The organism is Sphingomonas sp. KRR8 (assembly GCF_023559245.1).
Classification (GTDB): domain Bacteria; phylum Pseudomonadota; class Alphaproteobacteria; order Sphingomonadales; family Sphingomonadaceae; genus Sphingomicrobium.
Genome location: NZ_CP097462.1, coordinates 2769653 through 2791626 on the forward strand (window position 1 = coordinate 2769653; position 21974 = coordinate 2791626).

The window sequence follows — 21974 nt, forward strand, 5'->3', positions numbered from 1 at the left end:
GGGAATGCGCTCCGCTTCGGGTCAGGGGTACAGGTCTATTCCTCGCGGGCGCTGCTGCAAAGAGCGGCTATGCGTCGTATTTGTCGGCGCGACGGCGGCCGAGCAGCATGTTCTGTTCCAACCTGGCGCACAGCTCGGCGTAGAAGTCTGAGAGGAAACCGTAGTCGTCGCCGTCGTTCGGAATGCCGAACTTCTCACGGATTGTGTCGGCGACGGTCTGGATCGGCAGAGCCTGCTCCGCCCGTAGCACCTGCTCCAGCCGCTGAAGTTCAAAGATGCCATAAGCCGCCAGTGCTTCTTCCGGAAAGCGCCGGCGCTGGCGCTGCACGGCGCCGACCAAGTCATCGGACAGCGCGGCCTTGCGCACCTCGACGACCCAGGTACCGGCGACGAGATCCCCGACCCGAAGCCGGTCACGGTTGAACAGTGGGAAGAACAGGAAAAGGCTACTCCACGCCAGCGCGAAAATGGTCAGGAATGTGTCCGCCGTTCCCTCCGCCGCCTGCGCACCAAGGAAGGACAAGGGCAGGAAGACCTCGATCTCGCGCATGGCATTGCGGGCGACAACGGCCGCACCGGTCAGTCGGCTGCCGTCCCGGGCAACGACCCGCAGGCCTGCCACCCGCTTGCCCGGCGTCGCTCCGCGTCGGCCCACCTCGAACAGGCTGAACCAGAAGTTGCGGAGCAGGAAGAAGCCGAGCAGCCAGACGATCATCAGCACCTGATCCAGGCCCGGCACTGCGATGTAGATGAAGAAGAACGTCACGGCGATCAGGATGCCGAGCATCATCAGCCCGTCGAGCAGGAATGCGCCAGCGCGGGCACCCGCCGTACCAAGCTCCAGCTGGAGATCCACGCCTTCCGGTGTGACGAAGCGCCGGCGCATGCTGCCCTTGGGGATGGATAGGGCGTCGTTCACGATGCGCGCTCGGTCCCGCCGAAGGGCCAGAAGAAGTAGAGCAGCCACCCGGCCAGAGCGAACAGGCCAATACCCAGCCGAGCACCGTCGTCCGTGATCGTCTGGCGCCCGATACCTTCGAGCAAGCCAGCAACCGCAAGCATGATGACGGTGCCGAGCATCGCGGTTGCTGCGGTTCGGCCTGCCGCGACCATCGCATCCATACGGGTCGCCTGACCGGGGAAGGCGAGTGCCGTGCCGAGCCGGATGCCCGCGCCGCCGGAGACGCAGATGGCGAGGATCTCGGTGGTGCCGTGGATCGCCAGCCAGCCAGCGAGATTGGCTCCGAGCCCATGGGAAGCGAACACCGCGAAGATCGCTCCCAACATCAGGCCGTTGTAGATGACGAGGAGTACCGTCGGCACGGCGAAGGCAAAGCCAAGCGCAAAGGCGAAGATCGCGATCTGCGAATTGTGGGTGAACAGGAAGGTCGCGAACACGGTGAGCCCGTCCTCCTTTCCGCTACCATAAAGGGTAGAGCGGAGAAATTCGGTCGACGCTGAAGGGTCGCGCCCTCCCGCCAGACCCTCGGGGATGATGGCGTAGTACCAGTCAGGGTCCGAGCGGACGAGCAGATAGGCGGCGACGGCCGCGAAGGCGGTGAGGGCGACGCAGAAAGCAATCCCGCGCCACAGCGTCCGCACGGCATCGGGCCAGCCGCTGGTGAAGAAGCGTGCAACTTGCCGGCCTGGCGAGGTCTGGACGCCGTAGAGCTGAAAGTAGGCGCGGGTGTTGAGCTGCTCCAGATAGGCTAGGAGGCTCGCGTCAAGTGACGTGTCGCGCGCAACCGACAGCGACGACAATGTCGTGCGATAAAGCCGGGGCAGGTCGAGCAGGTCGTCGTCCGTCAGGCTCCTCAGTGACTTTTTCTCGAGGCGGGTGACCAGCTGCTCCAGCCGTTGCCACTCGTCGGCATGTTCCAGCCGAAAGCGGGTGGCATTGACGAGCGGGCCGTTCAAAGCCGGTCCCTCCGCTTGATCCGCAGATATGCCTCGGCAATCTGCGGCGCGACATCCCCGAAAGGCGTTTCGAGCACATCGATGCCCAACTGGCGCAGTTTGGCGACGACCTCCTGCCGCTCCTTGAGCAGACTGGCGGCTGTGATCGCGCGGGTGACGTCGTCAGCATCCACTGGGTCAGCCTCGGCGAACCCTGCCAGCTCATCATCGCGAAGCATCACCACCAGCACCAAATGTTTGCGGATCAGCAAACGGATCGAGGTCAGCAGGAAACGCGCGGAAATGCGGTCCGTGACTTCGGTGAACAGGATGACAAGCGAACGCCGTGAGAGGCGCGCGTTCAACTCGGTCAGGGCGTAGGTGTAGTTGGTCTCGTCATCACCATAGTCGATGGAAGCGGCGAGGCGCTGCAGTTCGGCAAATGCACCCGCTCCCGACACCAGCCCGCTTGTCAGCCGGGGCTTGCTGTCGAAGGCATGCAGCGCCACTCGATCGCCGAACCGAAGCGCCAGCCAACCGGTCAGCAGCGCCGCCGAAATCACGCGGTCGAGCCGAGCGATGCCGCCGACGGGCTCAGCCATCTGCCGTCCGCAATCCAGCGCGAAGACGATCTGGTTGTTCTTCTCACCGTGGTATTGACGGGCGAGCAGCTTTGTCGCCCGAGCACTGCTTTTCCAGTCAATCGAACGGCGATCCATGCCGGCACGAAATTCGACCAGTGCGTCGAAGTCGCTGCCTTCGCCCCGCAGTAATTGCTTGAGGGCGCCCTCGGCGGCGTAGCGTTCGAACAGGCGAATACCGTGGCGGTGCGTGGGTCGAAGGTCGGGCAGGATGTGCAGGCTGTCACCACGCGGCAACTCGCGTTGGCGCCAGACCAGGCCGAGCGGACCGCTCCACCGCAACCATAGCCGGTCGAACAGGGCACGACCCCGGCGAAGCATCGTCAAGGCGTGTTTCGCGGTACCAGTGCCGCCTGCAAGCGGAATGGTCATTCGCCCGTCGTCCGCCTGTGTGATCAGCAGCGATCTCGCCAACGCGACCTCCGCCCTGGCCGGCCCGGACCCAATCCGCAGTGCAAGCTCCGCCTCCCGCACTTCGCCGACATAGGCACTCGCCGGCAATGCCACCTCGATAGCCAACGGTCCACGCGTCCGCCACGCATCCAGCGCGATCAGCATCGCAAGCCCGATCGGCCAGGCCAGTGCGAGATACCAGCGCGCCGCGAACAGGGCCGCGACGGCTAGCGCGACTACCGCGCCCAAGACCATCAGCAGGACTGCCCGGCGCGTCGGATAGATCAACGCGGGGCCTCGATCTCGTCGATGATGGCCAGCACAACATCCTCGACCCTGCGGCCGTTGATCTCGGCTGTGGGTGAAAGCAACACGCGATGGCGGAGAACCGCGGGGGCGAGTGCCTTGACGTCGTCCGGAATGACGAAGTCCCGCCCCTCAAGCGCGGCCCGGGCGCGAGCGGCGCCGGCCAGCATGGCGCCGGCCCGCGGGCTGGCGCCGGACTGGAGGTCGGGAACCTGCCGGGTGCCACGGATCAGCGCGGTGATGTAGTCGACCACTTCGTCGACCAGAGCGATGGCGCCGACCGACTGAATGGCCTGGGTCAACTGGGCCGGGCTGGCGACCGCACGCACGCCCCAGCTTTGCGGTTCCATGGCCTGGGGCCTAGCACCGTGACTGGCGACGATCCGCCGCTCCTCCTCCGCAATGGGATAGTCCACCAGATGCTTGAACAGGAAGCGGTCGAGCTGAGCTTCCGGCAACGGGTATACGCCCTGCTGCTCGATCGGGTTCTGGGTCGCAACTACCAGGAAATGGTCGCCGAGGCTGTGCGTCTCCCCGTCAATGGTGACCTGCCGTTCCTGCATCGCCTCGAGTAGGGCTGCCTGCGTCTTCGGCGGGGTGCGATTGATCTCATCAGCCAGCAGCAGGTCGGTGAAGATCGCGCCGCGCGTCAGTGAGAAGCTACTCGTCTGGAAGTTGAACAGGTTGGCGCCAATGATATCGCTGGGCATCAGGTCGGGGGTGAACTGGATGCGGCCGTAATCCAGCCCAACGGCCTGCGCGAAGCATTGCGCGAGCAGGGTCTTGGCGGTCCCCGGCGGGCCCTCGAGCAGGATATGCCCGCGGGCCAGCAGGGCCGTCAGCAGCAGATCGACGGTGGCTTCCTGACCGACGACGGCCTTGCCGATTTCGTGGCGGATTGCTTCGCCCAGTCCGCGTACCTCGTCGATCGTCACTTGCCTGTCTCCTGGATCCATTGGTTCATGGCCCGCGCAGCCGCGGCCAGGTCGGCGCGGCTGCGCGCCTCGCCAACCGCTCGGGCGAGCGCGGAAAAGGGTTGTTCGGGCCGTAGCTGATCAAGAGCAGCGTCGCTCTCGTCGGCATCGAGCGCCGGTGACAAATGAAAGCGTGCTGCTGCTCGCTCTCGCGCCAGTGATGCGTAGCGGCCGCCGAGCCGCACCTCGCGCCCGGCCTTGCGGACAATAGCCGCGGCATTTTCCACCAGAGCCGCCTTGCCAAGTGCGATCGCCCGGGTGGAGAGGGCGGGCGCACCAAAGCGAACCAGCGCCTGCCAGCCGGCGAGCAGCAGTGCAGCGCCCAGGACCAGAGTGACGGCCAGGAATGGCGGGTCAAAGGCGAGGCGAAGCGGGCTGCGCGACTGGCCGAAGCCATTGCTGGTCACATCGAACAGGATCCCGTCCGCGTCGGTGCTGTTGAGCTCGTCCAACATCGCTAGCGCAGAGGCCGCTTGTTCCCGGTCCGCCATCCCTGCATTATTCAGAAGGTCCGGGTCGGCGAGCAGGTAGAGATTTCGGTCGCCCATCTTGCCAAGCACGATGGCGCCTTGGCTGTCGACAATTACCGGTGTGACCTTCGCACCCGAGATCGTCTGTATAATCGGCGGTTCGCGGAAGCGGCTGGCGGACGGAGTCAGCACCGAGCGGCTCTGGAGCGGTGCGCGGGCGGTCTTGCGGCGCGCAAGGCCAATCTTGAAGCCGGGTTCCAACACATTGGTCAGCAGATAGGGCTCGATCATGTTGTCCACCGTGACCCAGCCCGGCCGGCTTTCGCTAGGCCGCGCGTCCCACTTCGGCAGGATAATCAGCGTGGAGCGCGGCCCGCGTGCCGCAAGGATCTTGCTGAGGTCAGTCGAACCACTCGGGGGAGTGACGACCGCGAGGTCCTCGCTCTCACCAAGCTGTTGTTCGCGGCGGAAGATCTTCGGGTTGCGGCCGGTCGCCTCGGCCAGTCGGACAAGGCCGCTGAACCCGATCGCAGCGTTTGACAGGGCATGACCGCCACCATTCCTGCCCGAGCGCAGGTCCGGCGCATAAGCGCCAAGCACCAGCGTTGCCACGAAGGCGAGCACACCAATCGTCGTGATCAGCAACATCAGCGAGCGGCGGAACGGCCCCTGGTCGGTGCGTGCCGCGTCGCTCACGTCTTCCACGTCCCCGCAAGCGCATACTCGGCATAAGCCGCACGAGCTTCGGCCCAGTCCGTCTGCTCCACCGGCCGCCGGCCAAACAAGCTGCGCTCCACCCCCGAGGCCAGACGGCCGAACAACCCGCGCGCACGCTCAGGCAGTAGCGGTGAACTCGCCAGCTCTCGGGCAGTCAGCGCAGGTCGGACCGCGCGCGGCCGGCGCCTCGCCATGTCTTCCACGGAGCGCAACAACAGGCAGTGCAAAGCCTCGGCGAAGCGGCCTTGCGCCGCCAGTGCATCGGCTTCGTCGAGCCAGGCGCGGGCTGGGGCTGCATCCGGCTGCCAATCGAGTTTCGCCGCTTCGGCAACGCCAACGGCTTCCGCCGCCTTGCGCCACGGCCAGCGCCATTCGCCATGGCGCAAGCCGTTGATCACCAGCCACGCAATCAGCGCTGCGCCAAGGGCAAGCAGGATGTAGAGGAGACCGCGCGCCCAATCAGCGTCGGGCAGCCAGCTGACCAGCCAGGCAATGAAGCGGCCGATCGGCTTCAGCAGCCACTCGATCCACTTGCCCAGTTCCTCGATCCACGCTGGCGGCGGTGGCTTTCGCGGTGCAGGGGTCAGCGCGAACTGCACCGATGGGTCATCGTGCAGCGACCGCCAGGCCTGCTCAAACGGCTGCGCTCTTGCTGCCGCTGCTCCTCCCGAAACGCTGATGACTTGCGACCCCCAGTGCCGGTGCGAAGCATGAAGCGCGACCGCGACATTCGCAAGACGTTATCACTGGACAGGTAAAGATGTTCGTCGCAGCTTGTGGATCTTGTCTTTGGGGGAGTGGCGAAGGTGGCAACGGTGACTTATCAGGGAAGTGGGGACGGCCAGGTCTCGGTGGGCCGAGTCATCTCCCGAGCGTTCGGCTTTATTGCGAGCAGCCCGGCGATCGCTTTGGGCTCGGCCCTGCTGTTCGGGGCCCTGCCGAGCATTCTATCGCAGGTTCTGATGACCACCTCCTTCCGCGGGGTGGCGGCGTCAAACGCGAGCAGCCCCCTATTCAGCGGACTCATGTTCCTCGGCTTTCTGTCCTTCGTCGTCGCCATGGTATTCAGCGGGTTGATGCAAGCCACGATCACGCGCGGGCTGGTCATCGAGCATGAAGGAGGGCGTCCAAGCTTCGGCCAGTGCCTCGCCGGCGGAATGCGTTACGCCCTGCCCATTGTCGGACTGATCATCCTCTGGTCGATCGCGGTCGGCTTCGGGTTCATGCTGCTGATGATCCCGGGCCTCATCCTGATCACCATGTGGTCGGTCGCCGTCCCCGCGCTGGTGGAGGAAAACACGGGAGTGTTCGGCGCCTTCAGCCGCAGCCGGGAACTCACCCGCGGGGCGCGGTGGAAGATTTTTGGCCTGCTGATCATGTTACTGATCATCTATTATCTGATCTCCATGGTGCTGGGGCTGGTGGGTCTTGCCTCGGTTTCCAGAACCAGCCTGATGCTTGACCCCGCAGCGGGCCTGCCGATCGGGCTGCTGGTCGGCTCCGCGATCTCGGGCGCGATCTTCACGCTGCTGTGGGCGACCATCCAGCCATCGCTGTTCGTCGAACTGCGCGACGCCCGGGAAGGCGGCGGCGCGGGCGACCTCCAGCAGGTCTTCGCCTGAACTGTCACCGCGCGGGAACCCAAGGGCGCTGAAAGGTTTACGGTTCCGTAAGCAAGTTTCGAGCAAGGAGGGGTGACGGCAAGGAAGGCGACGAACCGCGCATGATCTGGTCAAGGCTAACCCGGCGCTTTGAAGTCCGTTCGGCCGCCCTGCTGGTCACACTCGAGACCCGCCTCGACAGCATCCTGATGGTCTGGCTGCTCCTGAGTGGCCTGGGCGTCATGGCCCGGCTGCTGACCAGCCCGCCGGTCATGGGTGTCGCCCTTCCCAACCTCCTCCTGCCCTATGGCCTGCTGGTGCTGGCACCGGCCGCGTCCATGCTGCTCGCCCGCCGCTGGTTCACCGAGACAGATCGCCAGCCCCGGCCCGAACTGCCCCTGTTCTCCGTCGGCAACTGGCGCAGTGTCTCCCTGGAGCGCGCGCGCCGAGAGCCGCTCTACGGCACCGGCGGGATCATGGTGTCGCTGCTGATAGGCATCCTGCTCAACATCCCGGTGCGGGCGGCCGAGTATCTGGCGGCGGTGCCGGCGCTTGGCGGACCGGTTCCTGACTGGCTGTTCGTGCTGAGGAGCCTGCTCAGCCTCGACGTGGTGCTGCTGCCGAGCCTCTACGCCATCGTGTTCGTCGCCGCGCTCCGCCGCTCGCCGCTGTTCCCGCGCCTTCTGGCCGGGGTGTGGGTTGCCGATATCGGGATGCAGGTGCTGACCGCCCAGCTGGTTGGCCGAACCAACGACCTGCCGGCGGCGGTCGCGCAAAGCCTGTACGGACTGCTGGACGGCAATGTGACCAAGGTGCTGATCAGCGTGGCCGTATGGACTCCTTACCTGCTGCTTTCGCGGCGGGTAAACATTACTTTCCGACACCGCCTGCCAGCCTGAAACGACTCGGGCGGCAGTTAACCGCCCCACTCGTTCCGCTAACGCACTGAATTTCGCCATTTCGGGCGTTGCCGGCGGGGCACAATAGCGTCAAAGCGGGACTCGACCGCCCGGACCGTGCTTTTCAGCGATAAAAAATTCCCCAAATATTACAGCTACTTAGACGTGTTGTGCGTCCTAGGTTGAGTAACTAACCGCGGTTAATCGATATAGTTGACTTAAAGTTAACAATAAGTCAGCTTCCGAAATAGCTGAGCAGTAGGAAGTGCGTCGTCACCGTCCTGCGTTGTTTCCAGCGGTGACAACAAGGTTCCTCCAAGCTGCGCGGCAGCTTTCGGTCGAGCGTCCGGGCCGGACGTTCAGGCTGACAAACTGGGGAATGTCACCATGAACATGTTTCTGAAGATGATGAAGGACGAGGCGGGTGCCTCGGCCGCCGAATATGCGCTGATCCTGGCGATCGTCGGCACGGGCATCGCGGTGGCGGCGCTTGGCCTCGGCAACTCGATCAGCGGCGCCATGACCAAGGCGACCAACTGCATCAACGGGCCGAGCTCCTCCACCTGCTGATGACTCAACGCTCGCGGACGTCCGACGTGGCGTTCGGGCTCAACATATGGGGAACACGACAATGAACAGCTTTCTGAAGATGATGAAGGACGAGGCTGGCGCCTCGGCCGCCGAATATGCGCTGATCCTGGCGATCGTCGGCACCGGCATCGCGGTTGCGGCGCTTGGCCTCGGCAACTCGATCAGCGGCGCCATGACCAAGGCGTCGAACTGCATCACGACGCCGAGCAGCGGCAACTGCGGTACCCCGGCCGCCTGAGCCGGACCCACTGACGCGGGTCGTTCAGCCGAGTGGCTGAACGGCCCGCGCCTGGTTGACGTCATTCTGGGGGACACGGCATGCGGCAGCAAACAATGATCGCGCTTGGGGCGGCGATCTTCATCGGGTTGATCGCGGTCTACCTCGCGAACACCTTCCTGACCGCGACCGAGCGCCGCAACGACATGGCAATGACGCGGGTCGCGGTGGCGGCCGTGCCGTTGAACTATGGCAGCGAGCTTACCCCCGACAAGGTCAAGTTCGTCGATTTTCCCGCCGCTTCGGTGCCCGCCGGCAGCTTCAGCCAGCGCGCCGACCTGCTGACGCCGGGCGTCAAGCGCGTGGCGCTTCGGGCCATGGCGATCAACGAACCCATTCTCGCGGACAAGATCACCGGCAAGGGCCAGGGCGCATCGATCGCCGCCCTGCTGACCGACGGAAAGCGGGCCGTATCGGTGCGGATCAATGATGTGTCGGGAGTGGCTGGCTTCGTCCAGCCCAATGACACGGTTGACGTGCTGATCACCCGCAGCCTGGCGAACACTTCCTCGCAAGCGACCGACGTCCTGCTGCAGAACGTCCGCGTGCTGGCGACCGACCAGCAGGCCAACAATCCCGACGGCAAGCCCAATGTGGCGCGCACGGCGACCCTGGAGGTCGATCCGCTCGAGGCGCAGAAACTGGCGCTGGCACAGGAGGCGGGAACGCTCAGCCTCGTGCTTCGCAAGCCGGGCGTCGATCAGAACCTGTCCGCCATCCAGACCGTCAGCCTGGCCGACCTGCGCTATGGCATCACCCGGGCGCCGGGCTGGACTCCAGTCGCGGCCGCCGGGTCGCCGCGGGCGGCCGTGCCGGCCCGCCGGGCGGCGGCGCCGATCCGCCGGCACTCCAATCCGCCCGCGCCCAAGGCGCCGAGCGGCACCAACGTGGAGGTCGTCAGGGGGACGACCGGCAACACTTATCAGGTGGGGACTTATGGGGATTAAGTTCATGGGCGCGTCAGGCGCGCTGACGGCCGCGTTCGCCGTCCTTGCCATGCCGCAGGCCGCACTGGCCCAGCGCGCGGGGATCAGCCTGTCCGAAGGCGTTCGCGCCGGCGAGCTGGCGGTGCCGGTCAACAAGAGCCAGGTGATCCGGTCGGACCGGCCCTACGCCCGGGCGCTGATCGGCAATCCCGAAATCGCGGACGTGCTGCCGCTGACCAGCCAGTCGCTTTACGTGCTGGGCAAGAAGGCGGGCACCACCAGCCTGACGCTCTATGACCGCAGCAATTCGCTGATCGCGGTGATCGACGTCGCGGTCGGACCTGACGTGATCGGACTGCGCCGGCAGTTGTCCGAACTGATGCCGGCCGACCGGGTCGGCGCGCGCCTCAGCAACGATGCCATCGTCCTCGACGGCACGGTGTCCAGCGCCGACGCGGCCGACCGGGCAGTGCAGCTGGCCGAGACCTATGCCCCGGGCAAGGTCGTCAACATGCTGTCGCTCGGCTCCGCCCAGCAGGTGATGCTGGAAGTGCGCTTTTCCGAAGTGAAGCGCTCGGCACTGAAGCAGATCGGGGTCGGAATCGGGGTGCAGGGAGGCGGTAGCCACGGCTTCCAGGGCGTCCTCGGCTCGGGCGCGAGCCTGACCCCGGGGGCCCCGGTCAGCATTTCGACGGGCGGGGTCACCACTACCGTGCCCGGCGCTCCCGTATTTGCCGTCGGATCCATCCTCGACAGCTTCGGAATCCTCTCGCGGACCTTCAAGATCCTGGGCGGGACGTTCGATGCGACGCTGGATGCGCTGGAGCGCAACGGGTCGCTGACCACGCTGGCGGAGCCGAACCTGGTAGCGCTGTCGGGTCAGACCGCGAGTTTCCTGGCCGGTGGCGAGTTCCCGATCCCCGTCGCCCAGACCAGCGGATCGAGCGGCGGCGGCAGCGGCAATACGGCAGCGATCACGGTCGAGTACAAGCAGTTCGGCGTCAGCCTCGCGTTCACTCCGACGGTGCTGGCCGACGGGGTGATCAACCTGGTGGTGGCGCCCGAAGTCAGCTCGATCGATCCGACCGCCTCGGTGGTCATCAACAACCTGCGCATCCCCGGGCTTCAGACCCGGCGGGCGAAGACCACGGTGGAACTGCGCGATGGCGAGAGCTTCGCCATGGCCGGTCTGCTCCGCCAGGACTTCCAGAGCACCATCCGGCAGGTCCCGCTGCTCGGCTCGCTGCCGATCATCGGTGCGCTGTTCCGCTCCAATGGTTTCCAGCGCGAGGAGACGGAGCTGGTGATCATCGTCACTCCGCGGCTGGTGCGGCCGGTCCGGGCGGCGGCGCTGAAGGTCCCGACCGACACGGCGCGTCCGCCGAACGAGGCGGACCAGTTCCTGCTGGGACAGACCGATACGGGCTCCAACACCGGCCCGAACCTGTTCCGCGGACCCTATGTGGGCCACCAGCCCGCGCCGCTTCCACCACCACCACCGCCGCCCACTGCGCCGGCCGCAAGTGCGCCGGCGGCAGGCGCCAGCGGTGACTCGGCGGCCACCGGGCTGGTCGGTTTCGAGAAGGAGTATGGGCATGAGCTGTAAGGTGCGCCTCGCGCTTCTGCTCGTTCCGCTGACGCTGGCGGCGTGCAGCACCTCGACCGACGGAGCACCGGCCCTCGGCCGCGACTTCGGCGAGGCGGTGAAGTATGACACCGCGCTTCAGACCATCAACCCGGACCCGGTCTATCCCGACAGCGCGGTCCAGCCGGGCACGCGCGGCGACCTTGGCGCGGCGGCGGTCAAGCGGGTGCGGACCGACACGGTGAAGCAGCCGCAGGTCGAGGCGACTGGCTCCGGATCCAGCGGCTCTGGTCCGAGGTGAGGATGCGCGATGGCTCTCAGGCATCCTTTCGCCAGAGCTGAAGAGGCCAGTGTCGCCCCGCTGGTCGCGCTCAGCCTGTTCGCGCTGATCGGGGCCGGGGGACTCGCGTTCGATTATGCGCGGCTGGCCGCGGTCGATACCGAATTGCAGCAGGCGGCGGACCAGGCGGCACTGGCCGCCGCGACGCAACTTGATCAGAAGGCGGGCTCGACCACCAGGGCGGTGGCCGCCGCACAATTCATGCTGACGAACGAGACCCGCTTCGCATCCCGCTCCAGCGCGGCCGAAGTGCGGGTCGCCACCGGCGAGGACGACACCGCCGATCCTGCAAATCCGGTGGCGCGCGTCATCTTCTATACGACCAAGGCCGACGCCGAAGCGAACACCAACGGCTACCCGGCGTCCGCAGCGGCCGACCTCACGGCGCGCTTCGTCAAGGTCGCGGTGACTGGGCGGAAGGCGGTCTACGCGCTCACTCCGCTGGTAGGGGCGTTCGAATCCGGCACCATCAATGCCAAGGCTGTGGCGGGGCTCGGTTCCGCCATCTGCAAGGTTCCGCCGGTGATGATGTGCAACCCGACCGAGCCGGCCTCCAACGCCAACCCCGACTACCCCTTCGATGCCGACTCGCTGAAGGGCTATGGATTGCGCCTGGTCAGTGTCGGCAACGGCCCAAGCGCGTGGGCTCCGGGCGATTTCGGCTACCTCGACGTCGGCTCGTCGACCTCAAATCCGAACGTCGAACTGCGCCAGGCGCTGGGCTGGCTCACTGCGCCGGGCGAGTGTTCGCAACTCGAGGGCGTGCAGACCCGAACCGGTGCCGGCACCACGGTGACGCAGGCGCTTAACACCAGGTTCGATATCTATGAGCGCGCGAACACCGGCAACGGCAACAATGCCTCATGCCCGAGCGGAAGCTATTGTCCGCCGTCGATCAACGTTGTGAAGGACCTCTACCAGAAAGGAACGCCGAACAACGCCGGCAAGTGTGGAGTGGCAAACAACGAGTGGGAAGTGCCGGCCGACGCCGACGCATACCGACCGACCTCCGCTACGAGCGACCTCACCGCGGCACAGCGTGATGCCGTCAAGCTGATGGGCCATCCGCGCGACCGCTGTCACGCCGTGTCCATCAACGGCAGCTGCACCTATGGCGGCGGCACGGCCACGAAGATCGGGGACGGCATCTGGGACCGGGACGCCTACTTCTGGGCCAATTACCGGTGGGATCATGCGACGTGGCAGAACGCGCTGAACTCGGGCGTCGTGTCCGCCCGAATCCCGACCACCCGCCTCCCGACCCGTTACGAAGTGTACAGTTGGGAGATTGCGAACCGCGGTACGGTGATCGGCGGCAAGACGATCCTCGCACCGAGGCAGCTCGATCCGGCGGGAACCGGATCCAATCAGCCGACGGACTTTGACGGACCGGTCTGCTCACCGCTGCAGACGCCGTCGTCCACCGGCGTGGTGCCGGGCGGGTCGCAGGTTGACCGGCGGCGGATCTCGGCGGCGGTGCTGAACTGCAAAGCGGAGAATGTGCATGGCGGCGGAGGAACGGTCTATCCGGTGCTGAAGTGGGTGGAGATGTTCCTGGTGGAACCGTCCATCGACCGCGGCAGCGGCGGCAGCCAGCGGACGGATCCCAACGACATCTATGTCGAGATCATTGGTGAGACGAGGCTCGGCGCCGGTAGCTCGGCGGGCCAGGTCGTCCGCCGCGACAAGCCGTATCTGGTGCGATGACCAGCGCGCTGCGCCAGCTATTGCGCGAGGAGCGCGGGGCGGCCGCCGCCGAGATGGCGCTGGTTACGCCCTTGCTGCTGATCATCATGTTCGGCTCGGTGGAGCTCGGCAATTTCTTCATGAGCGAGCACGCGCTGGTGAAGTCGGTTCGCGACGGAGCCCGCTACGCCGCCCGGCAGTCCTTCACCAACTTTTCGGGTTGCAGCACCACGGCGGCGAGCGTTCCGGCCGGGCTTGCGAATGACGTCAAGACACTGGTGCGCAAGGGCTCCCTGGACAGCTCGGCCGCCGATCGCCTGCCGAACTGGAGCAGCGCCGATGCGACGTTCTCCGTCACGGTGAGTTGCGATACCGCAACCGGCGGGCAGACGTTTGGAGGCATCTACCAGGGCAACAACGTCGGAACGGCCAACGCCGGCCCGGTGGTGATCGTCAGCGCCAGCGTCCCCTACCGGCCCGTGCTCGCCTCGTACGGCTTCACGGGCGTCGGCCTGTCACTGTCGGCCAATCAGCAAGCAGCGGTCACCGGCATATGAGCGATCGCTCGCTTCTCTCCGATGAACGAGCTTCGGGAGCGGCTGAGTTCGCGCTTGTGCTGATCCCGCTGCTCATGATGCTGTTCGGCATCATCGACGGCGGCCGCTGGCTGTGGGAATGCAACCAGGCCGAGAAAGCAACGCAATTCGGCGCGCGAGTGGCCGTGGTCACCGACGTCATTCCAAGTGGCCTCAAAGCAACCTTCGTCGGCAAGACCGTCGGGAGCGTCACGCTGACGCAAGGCGACGTCATTCCGGCCGCGGCGCTGGGGACCGTGACCTGCTCGAAGCCCAGCGGGACGCTGAGTTGCTCTTGCGCAGCCTGCAGTGGGCTGACCCTGACGCCTCTCGTCACCACCGGGTGGGACAAGATCGTGGCGCGAATGCAGCTGATCGACCCGCGCATCAGCGAGAGCAATGTGGTGGTCGAGTATCGGGGTTCAGGATTGGGTTATGCCGGCGATCCGTCCGGCATGGACATCTCACCGCTCGTCACCGTCCGCGTGAGCCAGCTCACCTTCCAGCCAATCACGACCTTCGTCTTTCCGTCCCTCAGCCTCTCGCTACCAGATTTTGCCACCACGCTCACGGCTGAGGACCTGAGCGGAACGGCGGATCAAAAAGACTGAACATGACCGCAATGGACCCTGATCACAGCCCGACCAGCTTCCGCCCGCAAGGCCCGGAAGCGTCGCTTCACCTGTATCTCAGCGGCGTCGAGGGTGAGGCCGGCGAACTGCTGGGGAAGAAGGTCTGCGGGCTTCCGCTCAGCCTGTCGATCTGCCCGGTAAGCGAGTGGATCGACGTGGCCGACCTGAGCCATTCCGCAGTGGCGGTGATCCAGGTCAATGGCGACAATCCGGCGTCCATCAAGCGGTTCACCAAGCTGGCGGAGATGACGGACACCCCGCTGATCGTGGCCGCCTACGAGCCGCCGCTGGCGCTGTTCCGCTTCCTGCTCAAAAATGGCGCGCGCGACGTCCTGCCGCTGCCGCTCAACTTCGAGGACCTCGAAAGCGCGGTCGCCCAGATCATCGCCGAGCCGGCGGTCCAGACCAAGGTGGCGAACCCTGTTCCTACCAGGAACGGGCGGCTGGTCGTCTTCGTGAAGAGCCATGGCGGCGCCGGAGCGACGGCCATCGCCTCGCAGCTTGCCTGCCGCTACGCTGCCGCCGACGGCGCGAGCGGACGCGAAACGGCGCTGATCGACTTTGACGTGCAGTATGGCGACGCCGCCTTCCAGCTTGGGCTGAAGCCGACCCTGTCGGTGCTCGACCTGGTCGAGGCCGGACCGCGCCTTGACGGCCAGCTTCTGCGATCCGTTTCGGTGGAGCATTCAAGCGGCCTCAAGATCATCGCCGCGCCCCCGCAGCTCACCCCGCTGGACGCACTCAGCAGCGACCAGGTGCTTGCGATCGTCGACCGGGCGGCGCGAGAGTTCGGAACCGTGTTCGTCGACCTTCCGGCCAACTGGACCAACTGGTCGTTGTCGCTGATCGCGCGGGCCGACAAGGTGCTTCTGGTCACGGAACTCAGCCTCACCGCGCTCAACCGGGCGCGCCGCCAGCTCGACCTGCTGGCCGAGCAGGACCTCGGCCGGATTCCGCTCCAGCTGATTCTCAACCGGACCGTCCGCAAGCGCTTTGGCGGTGGCCAGCCGCTGAACATCGGTCATGTGGAAAGCGTGCTGGGCCGCGCCGTTGATTTCACCGTCAGCGACGATCCCGACGTTCTTTCGGCCGCGCTCCAGCAGGGTGTTCCAATCGACGAGGTCCGCCGGAAGAGTGCGATCGGCAAGGACCTCGAAACCATTCGCGCTGCGCTTGCCGCAGCCTTCGCCGGGGAGCGCTGAGCCATGTGGCAATTCCGCAAAAATGACGTCGCCGCGGCGCCCGAGCCGCGGCAGGAAGCGAGCCTGGAAGAACGCCGCCTGATGACGGTCGGCGACGCGGGCGCCTTTGCCCAGCGCGACATCAATACCGACCTCAAGGTCGAACTTCACCAGCGGCTGATCAGCCTGATCAACCTGTCGCTGCTCGACAGCCTCAGCCGTGAGCAGATCGAGGCCGAGGTCGGAGACATCATCCGCGAGGAGCTCGACAAGCAGGACAAGGCGCTCAACCAGTCCGAGCGCAAGCAGCTGGTCGCCGATGTGCTTGACGAATTGCTTGGCCTTGGCCCGCTGGAACCGCTGCTCAAGGACAGCACCATTACCGACATCCTCGTGAATGGCGCGTCACGCGTGTTCGTGGAGCGTTTCGGCATCCTCGAGTTGACCCCGGTCCGCTTCAAGGATGACCGGCACCTGCTGCGGATCATCCAGAAGATCGTGTCCAGCGTCGGCCGCCGGGTGGACGAGTCCGCGCCGCTGGTCGACGCGCGCCTGGCCGATGGAAGCCGCGTCAACGCGGTGATTGCGCCGCTGGCGCTCGACGGGCCTTTGCTGTCGATCCGCAAGTTCGCCAAGGTGCCGATCAGCATGGACCGGCTGGTCGCCATCGGCTCGGTTCCAGCGCCGATTGCCGAGGTGCTGAAAGCGATCGTCGGGGCGCGCCGCAACGTGCTCATTTCCGGCGGCACCGGTTCCGGCAAGACGACCATGCTCAACGCCATGTCGGCGTTCATCGACCCGCGCGAGCGGATCGTCACCATCGAGGACTCGGCCGAACTGCAGTTGCAGCAAGCCCATGTCGCGCGGTTGGAGACACGGCCGTCCAACATCGAGGGCAAGGGTGAGATCACCCAGCGCGACCTCTTGAAGAATGCGCTTCGGATGCGGCCGGACCGGATCATCATCGGCGAAGTCCGGGCCGGGGAGGCATTTGACATGCTGCAGGCGATGAACACCGGTCACGACGGCTCCATGACCACCGTCCACGCCAATTCCCCGCGCGACGCACTGTCCCGCGTGGAGCAGATGATCGGAATGAGCGGCATCGACATTCCGCCCCGCTCGGCCCGGGCGCAGGTCGCCTCCGCGATCAACGTCGTCATCCAGGTGGCACGGCTGTCCGACGGCCGCCGCCGGCTGGTCAGTGTCGCGGAACTGACCGGAATCGAGGGCGAGATCATCACCATGCAGGAGATCTTCCGCTTCCGGCAATCGGGCATCGGCAGTGACGGGCAGGTGCTCGGCCGGTTCGAGGCGACCGGGGTTCGTCCGCGCTTCCTCGATCAACTGGTGAGCCACGGTGTCGCTGTTTCCAGCGACCTGTTCCGCCCTGACGTGAAGTTCGACGCATGAACCCGGTCTGGCTGAAAGCGCTGCTGCTGGTCTGCGTCTTCGCGGTCGTGCTGTTGCTGGTCGAGGTGGTGATAGGTGCCATCGTTCGCGCCCGCGGCGAGGGTCACGCGATCAACCAGCGCCTGCGCCTGATCGGGCGTGGACAGGCCGGGGTGGAACGGCTCAACCTCCTCCGGCGCGGGCGGAGTGTCGTTCCCGAAGGACTGCCGCCGCTGGTCCAGGGTGTTGCGTTGAAGCTGGAGCGGACGCTGGTCGCCGCCCAGCTGGCGGTCCCGACCGAGCGGCTGATGATGGCCGTGCTGATCGCCCCGGTGGCCCTGTTCCTGCTCTTTCTGCTGATCGCCAGCGGGACCGGCTTCTCACTGAACCTTGGCCGGCTGCTGCTGATTGCGGCGATGGCGCTGATGATCGGTGCGATGCTGCCGCTGATGTTGCTCAGGATACGGGCTGAGCGAGCCCGCAAGAAGATGGAGGACCAGTTCCCGGTCGCGCTGGACGTGTTCGTGCGCGGCCTTCGCGCCGGTTATCCGGTGGCGGCCGCGCTGGACCTGCTGACGGTTGAGCTGCCCGATCCGATCGGCAGCGAGTTCGGTCTGGTGGTGGACGAGGTCAGCTATGGCGCCGACCTGCGCGACGCGCTCGGCGCCATGGCCGAGCGGTGGGACTCCGAGGACATGCGGATGTTCGTCACCTGCCTGTCGGTGCAGAGCGAGACGGGCGGCAACCTCGCCGAAGTGCTCGAGAACCTGTCCACGGTGGTGCGCGAGCGTCATTCGATGCTGCTCAAGGTGCGTGCGCTTTCCAGCGAGGGACGGATGACCGCGGCCATGCTGACGGTGCTTCCGCTGCTGTCCTTCACGGCATTGTTCCTGATCAATCCGCGCTTCTACCTGGACGTGGCCGGCGATCCCGCCTTCGTGCCCGGTTTCGCGGCATTGATGCTGCTGTACATCGTCGGTTTCGTCTGGATCCGGCGCCTCGTGAACCTGAAGGTCTGAGCTGATGATCGACCTCCTTACCCGTTATCCGATGATCCGCTTCCTCAGCATGGGGCTGTTGTTCGTCGCGGTTGCCCTGTTCAGCTACGGCGTGGTGCAGACGGTCGTGACCCGCCAGCGCGCCCGGCAGCGGGTCGGCGACATCGCCGAGACGCCCAGCCGGTTCAGCGGAGAGCAGGGCTCGCTGCGCGCGAATCAGGGCGAAAGCGCCTGGGCCCGGCTGGTCGATTCGATCGAGCAGCGCGGCCTGTCGCTGGTCGACACCAAGGACCAGACGCTGCGCAACCGGCTGATCGCGGCCGGCTACACGGCGCCTTACGGGCCGCGCCTGTACACGCTGATCCGGCTGGCGCTGGTGATCGGCCTGCCGCTGATGGCCTTTGCGCTGCTTCTTCTGACGGGGTCCGCGCCAGGGTTGTTCAAGCTTTATCTGGTGCTCGTCGCCTCAGCGGCGCTGGGCCTTTATGCGCCGGCGCTGTTCCTTCGGGCGCGGGCCGACCGCCGGCGCGAGGCGATCGTCCGCGCCTTCCCGGATTCGCTCGATCTGTTGCTGGTGTGCGTCGAGGGCGGACTTGGGCTGGACGCGGCGTTCGGCCGGGTCGGCATGGAGCTGACCCACGCCCATCCGCTGCTTGCCGAGCAGTTCGGTGAAGTCGTGCTGGAGCTTCGCGCCGGGCGCAGCCGTGAGGACGCGCTTCGCCGGCTCGGCGACCGGTCGGGAGTGGACGAGGTCCGCGCCCTGTCGACGCTGCTGATCCAGTCGACCAAGCTGGGCACGTCGATCGGCCAGACGCTGCGCACCTACGCGTCCGAGATGCGGGAGAAGCGGCGGATGCGCGCGGAGGAGAAGGCGCACCGCCTGCCGGTGCTGCTGTCGGTGCCGCTGGTCGCCTGCATGTTGCCGGTGATGATCGGCGTGCTGATGCTGCCGGCTGCCATTCGCGTGGTTCGCGCGGTGCTACCGGCCTTGGGAGGGCATTGATATGCGTTCGGGGGGGCTCACACTCATTCCGCTGGTGCTGCTTGCGGCCGGTTGCGCGGCGCAGCGGCCGATCGCGGTTCGTCCGGCGGGCAGCGCGCCGCTGGCGCTGACCGGCCCGGTCAGCCAGCGCGTCGCTTATGCCGATGCGCAGCTGCAGCTTGGCAACGTGGCGCTGGCGCTCGAAGCCTATCGCCGCGCGAGCCGGGAGGAGCCGGGCAGTGTCGGCGCGTGGCTGGGCATGGCCGAATGCTATGACCGGATGGAACGGTTCGACCTGTCCCGCCGCTATTTCGAAAGCGCGCTGGCGGTGCGGCCGGCCGACCCGATCCTGCTGAAGCGGTTCGCGGCATCGCGTGAGCGGGCCGGCGATCCGGTAGCGGCGAGCGCGCTTCGGCGCGAGGCGCTGCTGCGGGAAACCGCGCCGGCAAGTGCGGCGCTGGCGGTGGCGAGCGCGGAGCCTCCGCAGCCGGCGAATGAGCCCGTTCAAGTGGAAGCGGCAACGAGCGTGACGGTCCCGCTGCCGGTGGCGGAACCCCCGCAGGTGGCGGAACCGCCCCAGGCGGCCGAGCGCAGCGCGGGTCCGCGGCTGGAGCGGCTGTCGCTGGAGGAAGTGGCGCTGGTCACCGGGCCTCCCGTGCGGTGGCGCGACATGGCCGACAGGGCAGGCGACCGCGAGGACGCGCCAATCCGCATCCTCAACGCCGCGCGGGTGCAGGGCCTGGCGGCGCGGACCCGGATGCAACTGCGCCAACTGGGCTGGCGTGGGCTCAGCATCGGCAATGCGCCGGTGGCGCAGGCTAATACGCTCATCCTCTATCCTGCCACTCGGCGCGGCACCGCCGAGCGGCTCCGCCGGCAGTTCGGGGCGGCCACGCTACGCCAGGCCAAGGGTGGGGAGCTGGTGATGCTGCTTGGCCGCGACCTGCTGCGGTCCCGGGTCACCGCCGCTCGATGATCTGGCTGATCGCGCTGGGCGCGGCGGTCAGTGCGCCCTCGGCTCCGGCGACCATGATCCCGGCGGCCACTACCGTGCTGTCCATCGCCGAAGCCGCGCACGCGCTGGACGCCGGCCGGCCCGAGCAGGCCCGCCTGCTCATCGCCGATGCGATCGGAAAGGGTGCTTCGGGCCAAGCGACCGACCGCTTGCTTGCGCGCCTGGCGCTCGCCGAAGGTCACAATGAGGTGGCGCTGGCGGCATTTCAGCAGCTGCTGAAGCAGCAGCCCGACGATGCTCAGTTGCTGACCGGGGCGGGGATCGCCGCCGCCCGTTTGCACGACGACGGAGCCGCGACGGCGATGGCGACCGCCGCGGCCAAGCTTCCCGGCGCGGATTGGCGCACGTTCGATCTGCTCGGCGTACTGGCTGACCGGCGAAGTGACTGGGCGGCCGCGGACGCCGCCTACAAACAGGCGCTTCGCCGCTCTCCGGCCGAGCCTGCAACCCTCAACAACGCGGGGTGGTCGCAGCTTGCGCGCGGTCGGTGGGCGGCGGCGGAGGCGCTGTTCCGGCAGGCCGTGGCCGCACAGCCCGCAAGCCACCTGTTCGCCAACAACCTCGAGCTGGCGCGGGCGGCCCTGGCGGCCGAGCTGCCGCAGCGCAAGGCCCGGGAAAGCGATGCGGACTATGCCGCCCGTCTGAACGACGCGGGCGTGGCGGCGGGCCTGGCGGGCGACAAGGCGCGGGCCATATCCGCCTTTGCCCGCGCGGTCGAAGTCAACCGCCGGTGGGACCAGCGGGCCTACAATAATCTGCAGGCAGCACAGGCGGCCAAGTGAACCTTCTGCATATTGCCCCGTGGTGGCTGGCCGCGTTGCTGACGCTGGTGCTGGTGGCCGCGGCGATCCAAGACATCGTGGCTCGGAAGATTTCGAACCTGCTGGTGCTGGCGGTCCTCTTGCTTGGGCTGGTGGCCATGGTCATCGCCGGAATCCGGCCGTTATTGTGGCAGAACTGGGTGATCTTCGCCGGACTGCTGGTGGTCGGCACCGTCGCTTACTCCCGGCAGATCTTTGGCGGCGGTGACATCAAGCTGTTCGCTGCCGTGGGCCTGTGGAGCAACCTTTCGGCCGCCCCCCGGCTGCTGGTGGCGATCCTGATCAGCGGCGGCGTGCTGGCGCTGATCATGCTGGCGAAGCTGCTGGTTCGGCGGGAGCCCGGCGCCGGACCGCTGAGTAGCCGGCGCAGTGTGCCCTATGGAGTGGCGATCGCGGCCGGGGCGCTGATCGTCACCTGGTATGGCCGGCGTTTCTAGAGCCCTGCGCACCGGGTGCGCTGATCCACTTCCAGTGCACGGCGGCGACGATTGGGGCACTGGTCGCGACGACGTTGATCAGGGACGGTCGGTGCGCCTGTCCCCAAGCGAAGGCGACGTGGCTGTGATCACCCTCGTCGAGCGACTCGACCAGTTGGAAGCCGGCGTTGCGGAAGGTGGCGGTGAGCGCCTGGTGCGACACGCCAGGCGCGCGGACGATGTCGATCGCCCGGCCGCGGAGGTGATAGCTGTTGGGAACGCCGCCGACCGCGCGATTATGTTCGGGTGAGCGCAGCGTCGACGTTACCCGTCCAAGCCCGCGCGCGACCTGCACCGCTTCGGTGAGGTTGGTGCCGGCTGCCAGAGGCCCGCCGGAGCGAAGCGGTGTTCGCGCCGGAGCAGTGGCCATGCGTGGCGGCGGCGCGATCCGCCCCACGCCGCTGCCGGGCACGATCCGCTCTCCGAAATCGGTGGTGCCCGAGCCGCTGACGGCCTGGGCAAGCATCACGAGCTGGATCAAGAACAACGGCCCCTCCCTCGCTCTGTTGCAAGGTCACCGGGAACGCCAACCAGATCGCTCCCCCGGCCCGCTTTTATACCAGTCATTGCCAGGCTTGTTAAGAACCAGCTTACCGATGT

24 protein-coding genes are annotated in these 21974 nt (G+C 66.7%); 17 read left to right on the forward strand and 7 right to left on the reverse strand.

Going from position 1 to position 21974, the window contains the following annotated elements; translation table 11 throughout:
• Positions 1–67: 67 nt before the first annotated feature.
• Genes M8312_RS13970 through M8312_RS13995 form a run of 6 tightly spaced genes read right to left on the reverse strand, consistent with a single transcriptional unit; the run spans position 68 to position 5996 of the window.
• The gene (locus tag M8312_RS13970; protein ID WP_349773288.1) at positions 68–919 is read right to left on the reverse strand and encodes an RDD family protein; all 852 of its coding nucleotides are present in this window, start codon (positions 917–919) and stop codon (positions 68–70) included.
• Positions 916–1917 (reverse strand): stage II sporulation protein M, encoded by a 1002-nt coding sequence (locus tag M8312_RS13975; protein WP_250118291.1) that lies wholly within the window; start codon positions 1915–1917, stop codon positions 916–918. The genes M8312_RS13970 and M8312_RS13975 overlap by 4 nt, the downstream gene beginning before the upstream one ends.
• Positions 1914–3218 (reverse strand): DUF58 domain-containing protein, encoded by a 1305-nt coding sequence (locus tag M8312_RS13980; RefSeq protein WP_250118292.1) that lies wholly within the window; start codon positions 3216–3218, stop codon positions 1914–1916. Before M8312_RS13980 ends, M8312_RS13975 begins: the two co-directional genes overlap by 4 nt.
• Positions 3215–4192, reverse strand: coding sequence for an AAA family ATPase (locus tag M8312_RS13985; protein ID WP_502957429.1), 978 nt, complete (start codon positions 4190–4192; stop codon positions 3215–3217). Before M8312_RS13985 ends, M8312_RS13980 begins: the two co-directional genes overlap by 4 nt.
• Positions 4168–5385 (reverse strand): DUF4350 domain-containing protein, encoded by a 1218-nt coding sequence (locus M8312_RS13990; protein ID WP_250118294.1) that lies wholly within the window; start codon positions 5383–5385, stop codon positions 4168–4170. Before M8312_RS13990 ends, M8312_RS13985 begins: the two co-directional genes overlap by 25 nt.
• The gene (locus tag M8312_RS13995) at positions 5373–5996 is read right to left on the reverse strand and encodes a DUF4129 domain-containing protein (RefSeq protein WP_250118295.1); all 624 of its coding nucleotides are present in this window, start codon (positions 5994–5996) and stop codon (positions 5373–5375) included. The genes M8312_RS13990 and M8312_RS13995 overlap by 13 nt, the downstream gene beginning before the upstream one ends.
• Positions 5997–6203: 207 nt before the next feature.
• Between M8312_RS13995 and M8312_RS14000 the strand changes: the two genes are divergently transcribed.
• The 17 genes from M8312_RS14000 (at position 6204) to M8312_RS14080 (ending at position 21335) form a co-directional block, all read left to right on the forward strand.
• Positions 6204–7019 (forward strand): hypothetical protein, encoded by an 816-nt coding sequence (locus M8312_RS14000; protein WP_250118296.1) that lies wholly within the window; start codon positions 6204–6206, stop codon positions 7017–7019.
• Between the two features lie 101 nt (positions 7020–7120).
• Positions 7121–7897 carry a DUF2569 domain-containing protein gene (locus M8312_RS14005; protein ID WP_250118297.1) on the forward strand — a complete coding sequence of 259 codons (777 nt, stop codon included), beginning with the start codon at positions 7121–7123 and terminating at the stop codon, positions 7895–7897.
• 387 nt (positions 7898–8284) lie between these two features.
• Positions 8285–8467: a Flp family type IVb pilin gene (locus tag M8312_RS14010; RefSeq protein ID WP_250118298.1), complete on the forward strand. Its 183-nt coding sequence runs from the start codon at positions 8285–8287 to the stop codon at positions 8465–8467.
• A gap of 61 nt (positions 8468–8528) precedes the next feature.
• Positions 8529–8726 carry a Flp family type IVb pilin gene (locus M8312_RS14015; RefSeq protein ID WP_250118299.1) on the forward strand — a complete coding sequence of 66 codons (198 nt, stop codon included), beginning with the start codon at positions 8529–8531 and terminating at the stop codon, positions 8724–8726.
• 80 nt (positions 8727–8806) lie between these two features.
• Positions 8807–9712, forward strand: a complete 906-nt coding sequence (cpaB, locus tag M8312_RS14020; RefSeq protein ID WP_250118300.1) for a Flp pilus assembly protein CpaB — start codon at positions 8807–8809, stop codon at positions 9710–9712.
• Positions 9702–11297: a type II and III secretion system protein family protein gene (locus M8312_RS14025; RefSeq protein WP_250118301.1), complete on the forward strand. Its 1596-nt coding sequence runs from the start codon at positions 9702–9704 to the stop codon at positions 11295–11297. The genes cpaB and M8312_RS14025 overlap by 11 nt, the downstream gene beginning before the upstream one ends.
• Positions 11287–11577 carry a hypothetical protein gene (locus M8312_RS14030; RefSeq protein WP_250118302.1) on the forward strand — a complete coding sequence of 97 codons (291 nt, stop codon included), beginning with the start codon at positions 11287–11289 and terminating at the stop codon, positions 11575–11577. Before M8312_RS14025 ends, M8312_RS14030 begins: the two co-directional genes overlap by 11 nt.
• Before the next feature lie 9 nt (positions 11578–11586).
• Positions 11587–13323, forward strand: coding sequence for a pilus assembly protein TadG-related protein (locus M8312_RS14035; protein WP_250118303.1), 1737 nt, complete (start codon positions 11587–11589; stop codon positions 13321–13323).
• A complete protein-coding gene (locus M8312_RS14040) occupies positions 13320–13859 on the forward strand; it encodes a TadE/TadG family type IV pilus assembly protein (RefSeq protein WP_250118304.1) in 540 nt (179 codons plus the stop codon). Before M8312_RS14035 ends, M8312_RS14040 begins: the two co-directional genes overlap by 4 nt.
• Positions 13856–14488 carry a TadE/TadG family type IV pilus assembly protein gene (locus M8312_RS14045; protein ID WP_250118305.1) on the forward strand — a complete coding sequence of 211 codons (633 nt, stop codon included), beginning with the start codon at positions 13856–13858 and terminating at the stop codon, positions 14486–14488. The genes M8312_RS14040 and M8312_RS14045 overlap by 4 nt, the downstream gene beginning before the upstream one ends.
• A 2-nt stretch (positions 14489–14490) precedes the next feature.
• Entirely contained in the window at positions 14491–15711 is a 1221-nt protein-coding gene (locus M8312_RS14050) for a CpaE/TadZ family protein (RefSeq protein ID WP_250118306.1), read from the forward strand.
• A 3-nt stretch (positions 15712–15714) separates the two neighbouring features.
• Positions 15715–17103, forward strand: a complete 1389-nt coding sequence (locus tag M8312_RS14055) for a TadA family conjugal transfer-associated ATPase (RefSeq protein WP_250118307.1) — start codon at positions 15715–15717, stop codon at positions 17101–17103.
• The gene (locus tag M8312_RS14060; protein WP_250118308.1) at positions 17100–18101 is read left to right on the forward strand and encodes a type II secretion system F family protein; all 1002 of its coding nucleotides are present in this window, start codon (positions 17100–17102) and stop codon (positions 18099–18101) included. The genes M8312_RS14055 and M8312_RS14060 overlap by 4 nt, the downstream gene beginning before the upstream one ends.
• A gap of 4 nt (positions 18102–18105) precedes the next feature.
• Entirely contained in the window at positions 18106–19083 is a 978-nt protein-coding gene (locus tag M8312_RS14065) for a type II secretion system F family protein (protein WP_250118309.1), read from the forward strand.
• A 1-nt stretch (position 19084) separates the two neighbouring features.
• Positions 19085–20038: a LytR C-terminal domain-containing protein gene (locus tag M8312_RS14070; RefSeq protein ID WP_250118310.1), complete on the forward strand. Its 954-nt coding sequence runs from the start codon at positions 19085–19087 to the stop codon at positions 20036–20038.
• Positions 20035–20859, forward strand: a complete 825-nt coding sequence (locus M8312_RS14075) for a tetratricopeptide repeat protein (RefSeq protein WP_250118311.1) — start codon at positions 20035–20037, stop codon at positions 20857–20859. Before M8312_RS14070 ends, M8312_RS14075 begins: the two co-directional genes overlap by 4 nt.
• Positions 20856–21335, forward strand: a complete 480-nt coding sequence (locus M8312_RS14080; RefSeq protein ID WP_250118312.1) for an A24 family peptidase — start codon at positions 20856–20858, stop codon at positions 21333–21335. Before M8312_RS14075 ends, M8312_RS14080 begins: the two co-directional genes overlap by 4 nt.
• Here M8312_RS14080 and M8312_RS14085 read toward each other — a convergent pair.
• Entirely contained in the window at positions 21310–21855 is a 546-nt protein-coding gene (locus M8312_RS14085) for a D-Ala-D-Ala carboxypeptidase family metallohydrolase (RefSeq protein ID WP_250118313.1), read from the reverse strand. The genes M8312_RS14080 and M8312_RS14085 overlap by 26 nt on opposite strands.
• Between the last annotated feature and the right edge of the window lie 119 nt (positions 21856–21974).

Coding starts and splice junctions, on each gene's coding strand:
- M8312_RS13985 (WP_502957429.1), bottom strand. CDS start 4,192: ATGGATCCAGGAGACAGGCAAGTGACGATCGACGAGGTACGCGGACTG.
- M8312_RS14005 (WP_250118297.1), top strand. CDS start 7,121: ATGATCTGGTCAAGGCTAACCCGGCGCTTTGAAGTCCGTTCGGCCGCC.
- M8312_RS14010 (WP_250118298.1), top strand. CDS start 8,285: ATGAACATGTTTCTGAAGATGATGAAGGACGAGGCGGGTGCCTCGGCC.
- M8312_RS14015 (WP_250118299.1), top strand. CDS start 8,529: ATGAACAGCTTTCTGAAGATGATGAAGGACGAGGCTGGCGCCTCGGCC.
- cpaB (WP_250118300.1), top strand. CDS start 8,807: ATGCGGCAGCAAACAATGATCGCGCTTGGGGCGGCGATCTTCATCGGG.
- M8312_RS14025 (WP_250118301.1), top strand. CDS start 9,702: ATGGGGATTAAGTTCATGGGCGCGTCAGGCGCGCTGACGGCCGCGTTC.
- M8312_RS14030 (WP_250118302.1), top strand. CDS start 11,287: ATGAGCTGTAAGGTGCGCCTCGCGCTTCTGCTCGTTCCGCTGACGCTG.
- M8312_RS14035 (WP_250118303.1), top strand. CDS start 11,587: ATGGCTCTCAGGCATCCTTTCGCCAGAGCTGAAGAGGCCAGTGTCGCC.
- M8312_RS14040 (WP_250118304.1), top strand. CDS start 13,320: ATGACCAGCGCGCTGCGCCAGCTATTGCGCGAGGAGCGCGGGGCGGCC.
- M8312_RS14045 (WP_250118305.1), top strand. CDS start 13,856: ATGAGCGATCGCTCGCTTCTCTCCGATGAACGAGCTTCGGGAGCGGCT.
- M8312_RS14050 (WP_250118306.1), top strand. CDS start 14,491: ATGACCGCAATGGACCCTGATCACAGCCCGACCAGCTTCCGCCCGCAA.
- M8312_RS14055 (WP_250118307.1), top strand. CDS start 15,715: ATGTGGCAATTCCGCAAAAATGACGTCGCCGCGGCGCCCGAGCCGCGG.
- M8312_RS14060 (WP_250118308.1), top strand. CDS start 17,100: ATGAACCCGGTCTGGCTGAAAGCGCTGCTGCTGGTCTGCGTCTTCGCG.
- M8312_RS14065 (WP_250118309.1), top strand. CDS start 18,106: ATGATCGACCTCCTTACCCGTTATCCGATGATCCGCTTCCTCAGCATG.
- M8312_RS14070 (WP_250118310.1), top strand. CDS start 19,085: ATGCGTTCGGGGGGGCTCACACTCATTCCGCTGGTGCTGCTTGCGGCC.
- M8312_RS14075 (WP_250118311.1), top strand. CDS start 20,035: ATGATCTGGCTGATCGCGCTGGGCGCGGCGGTCAGTGCGCCCTCGGCT.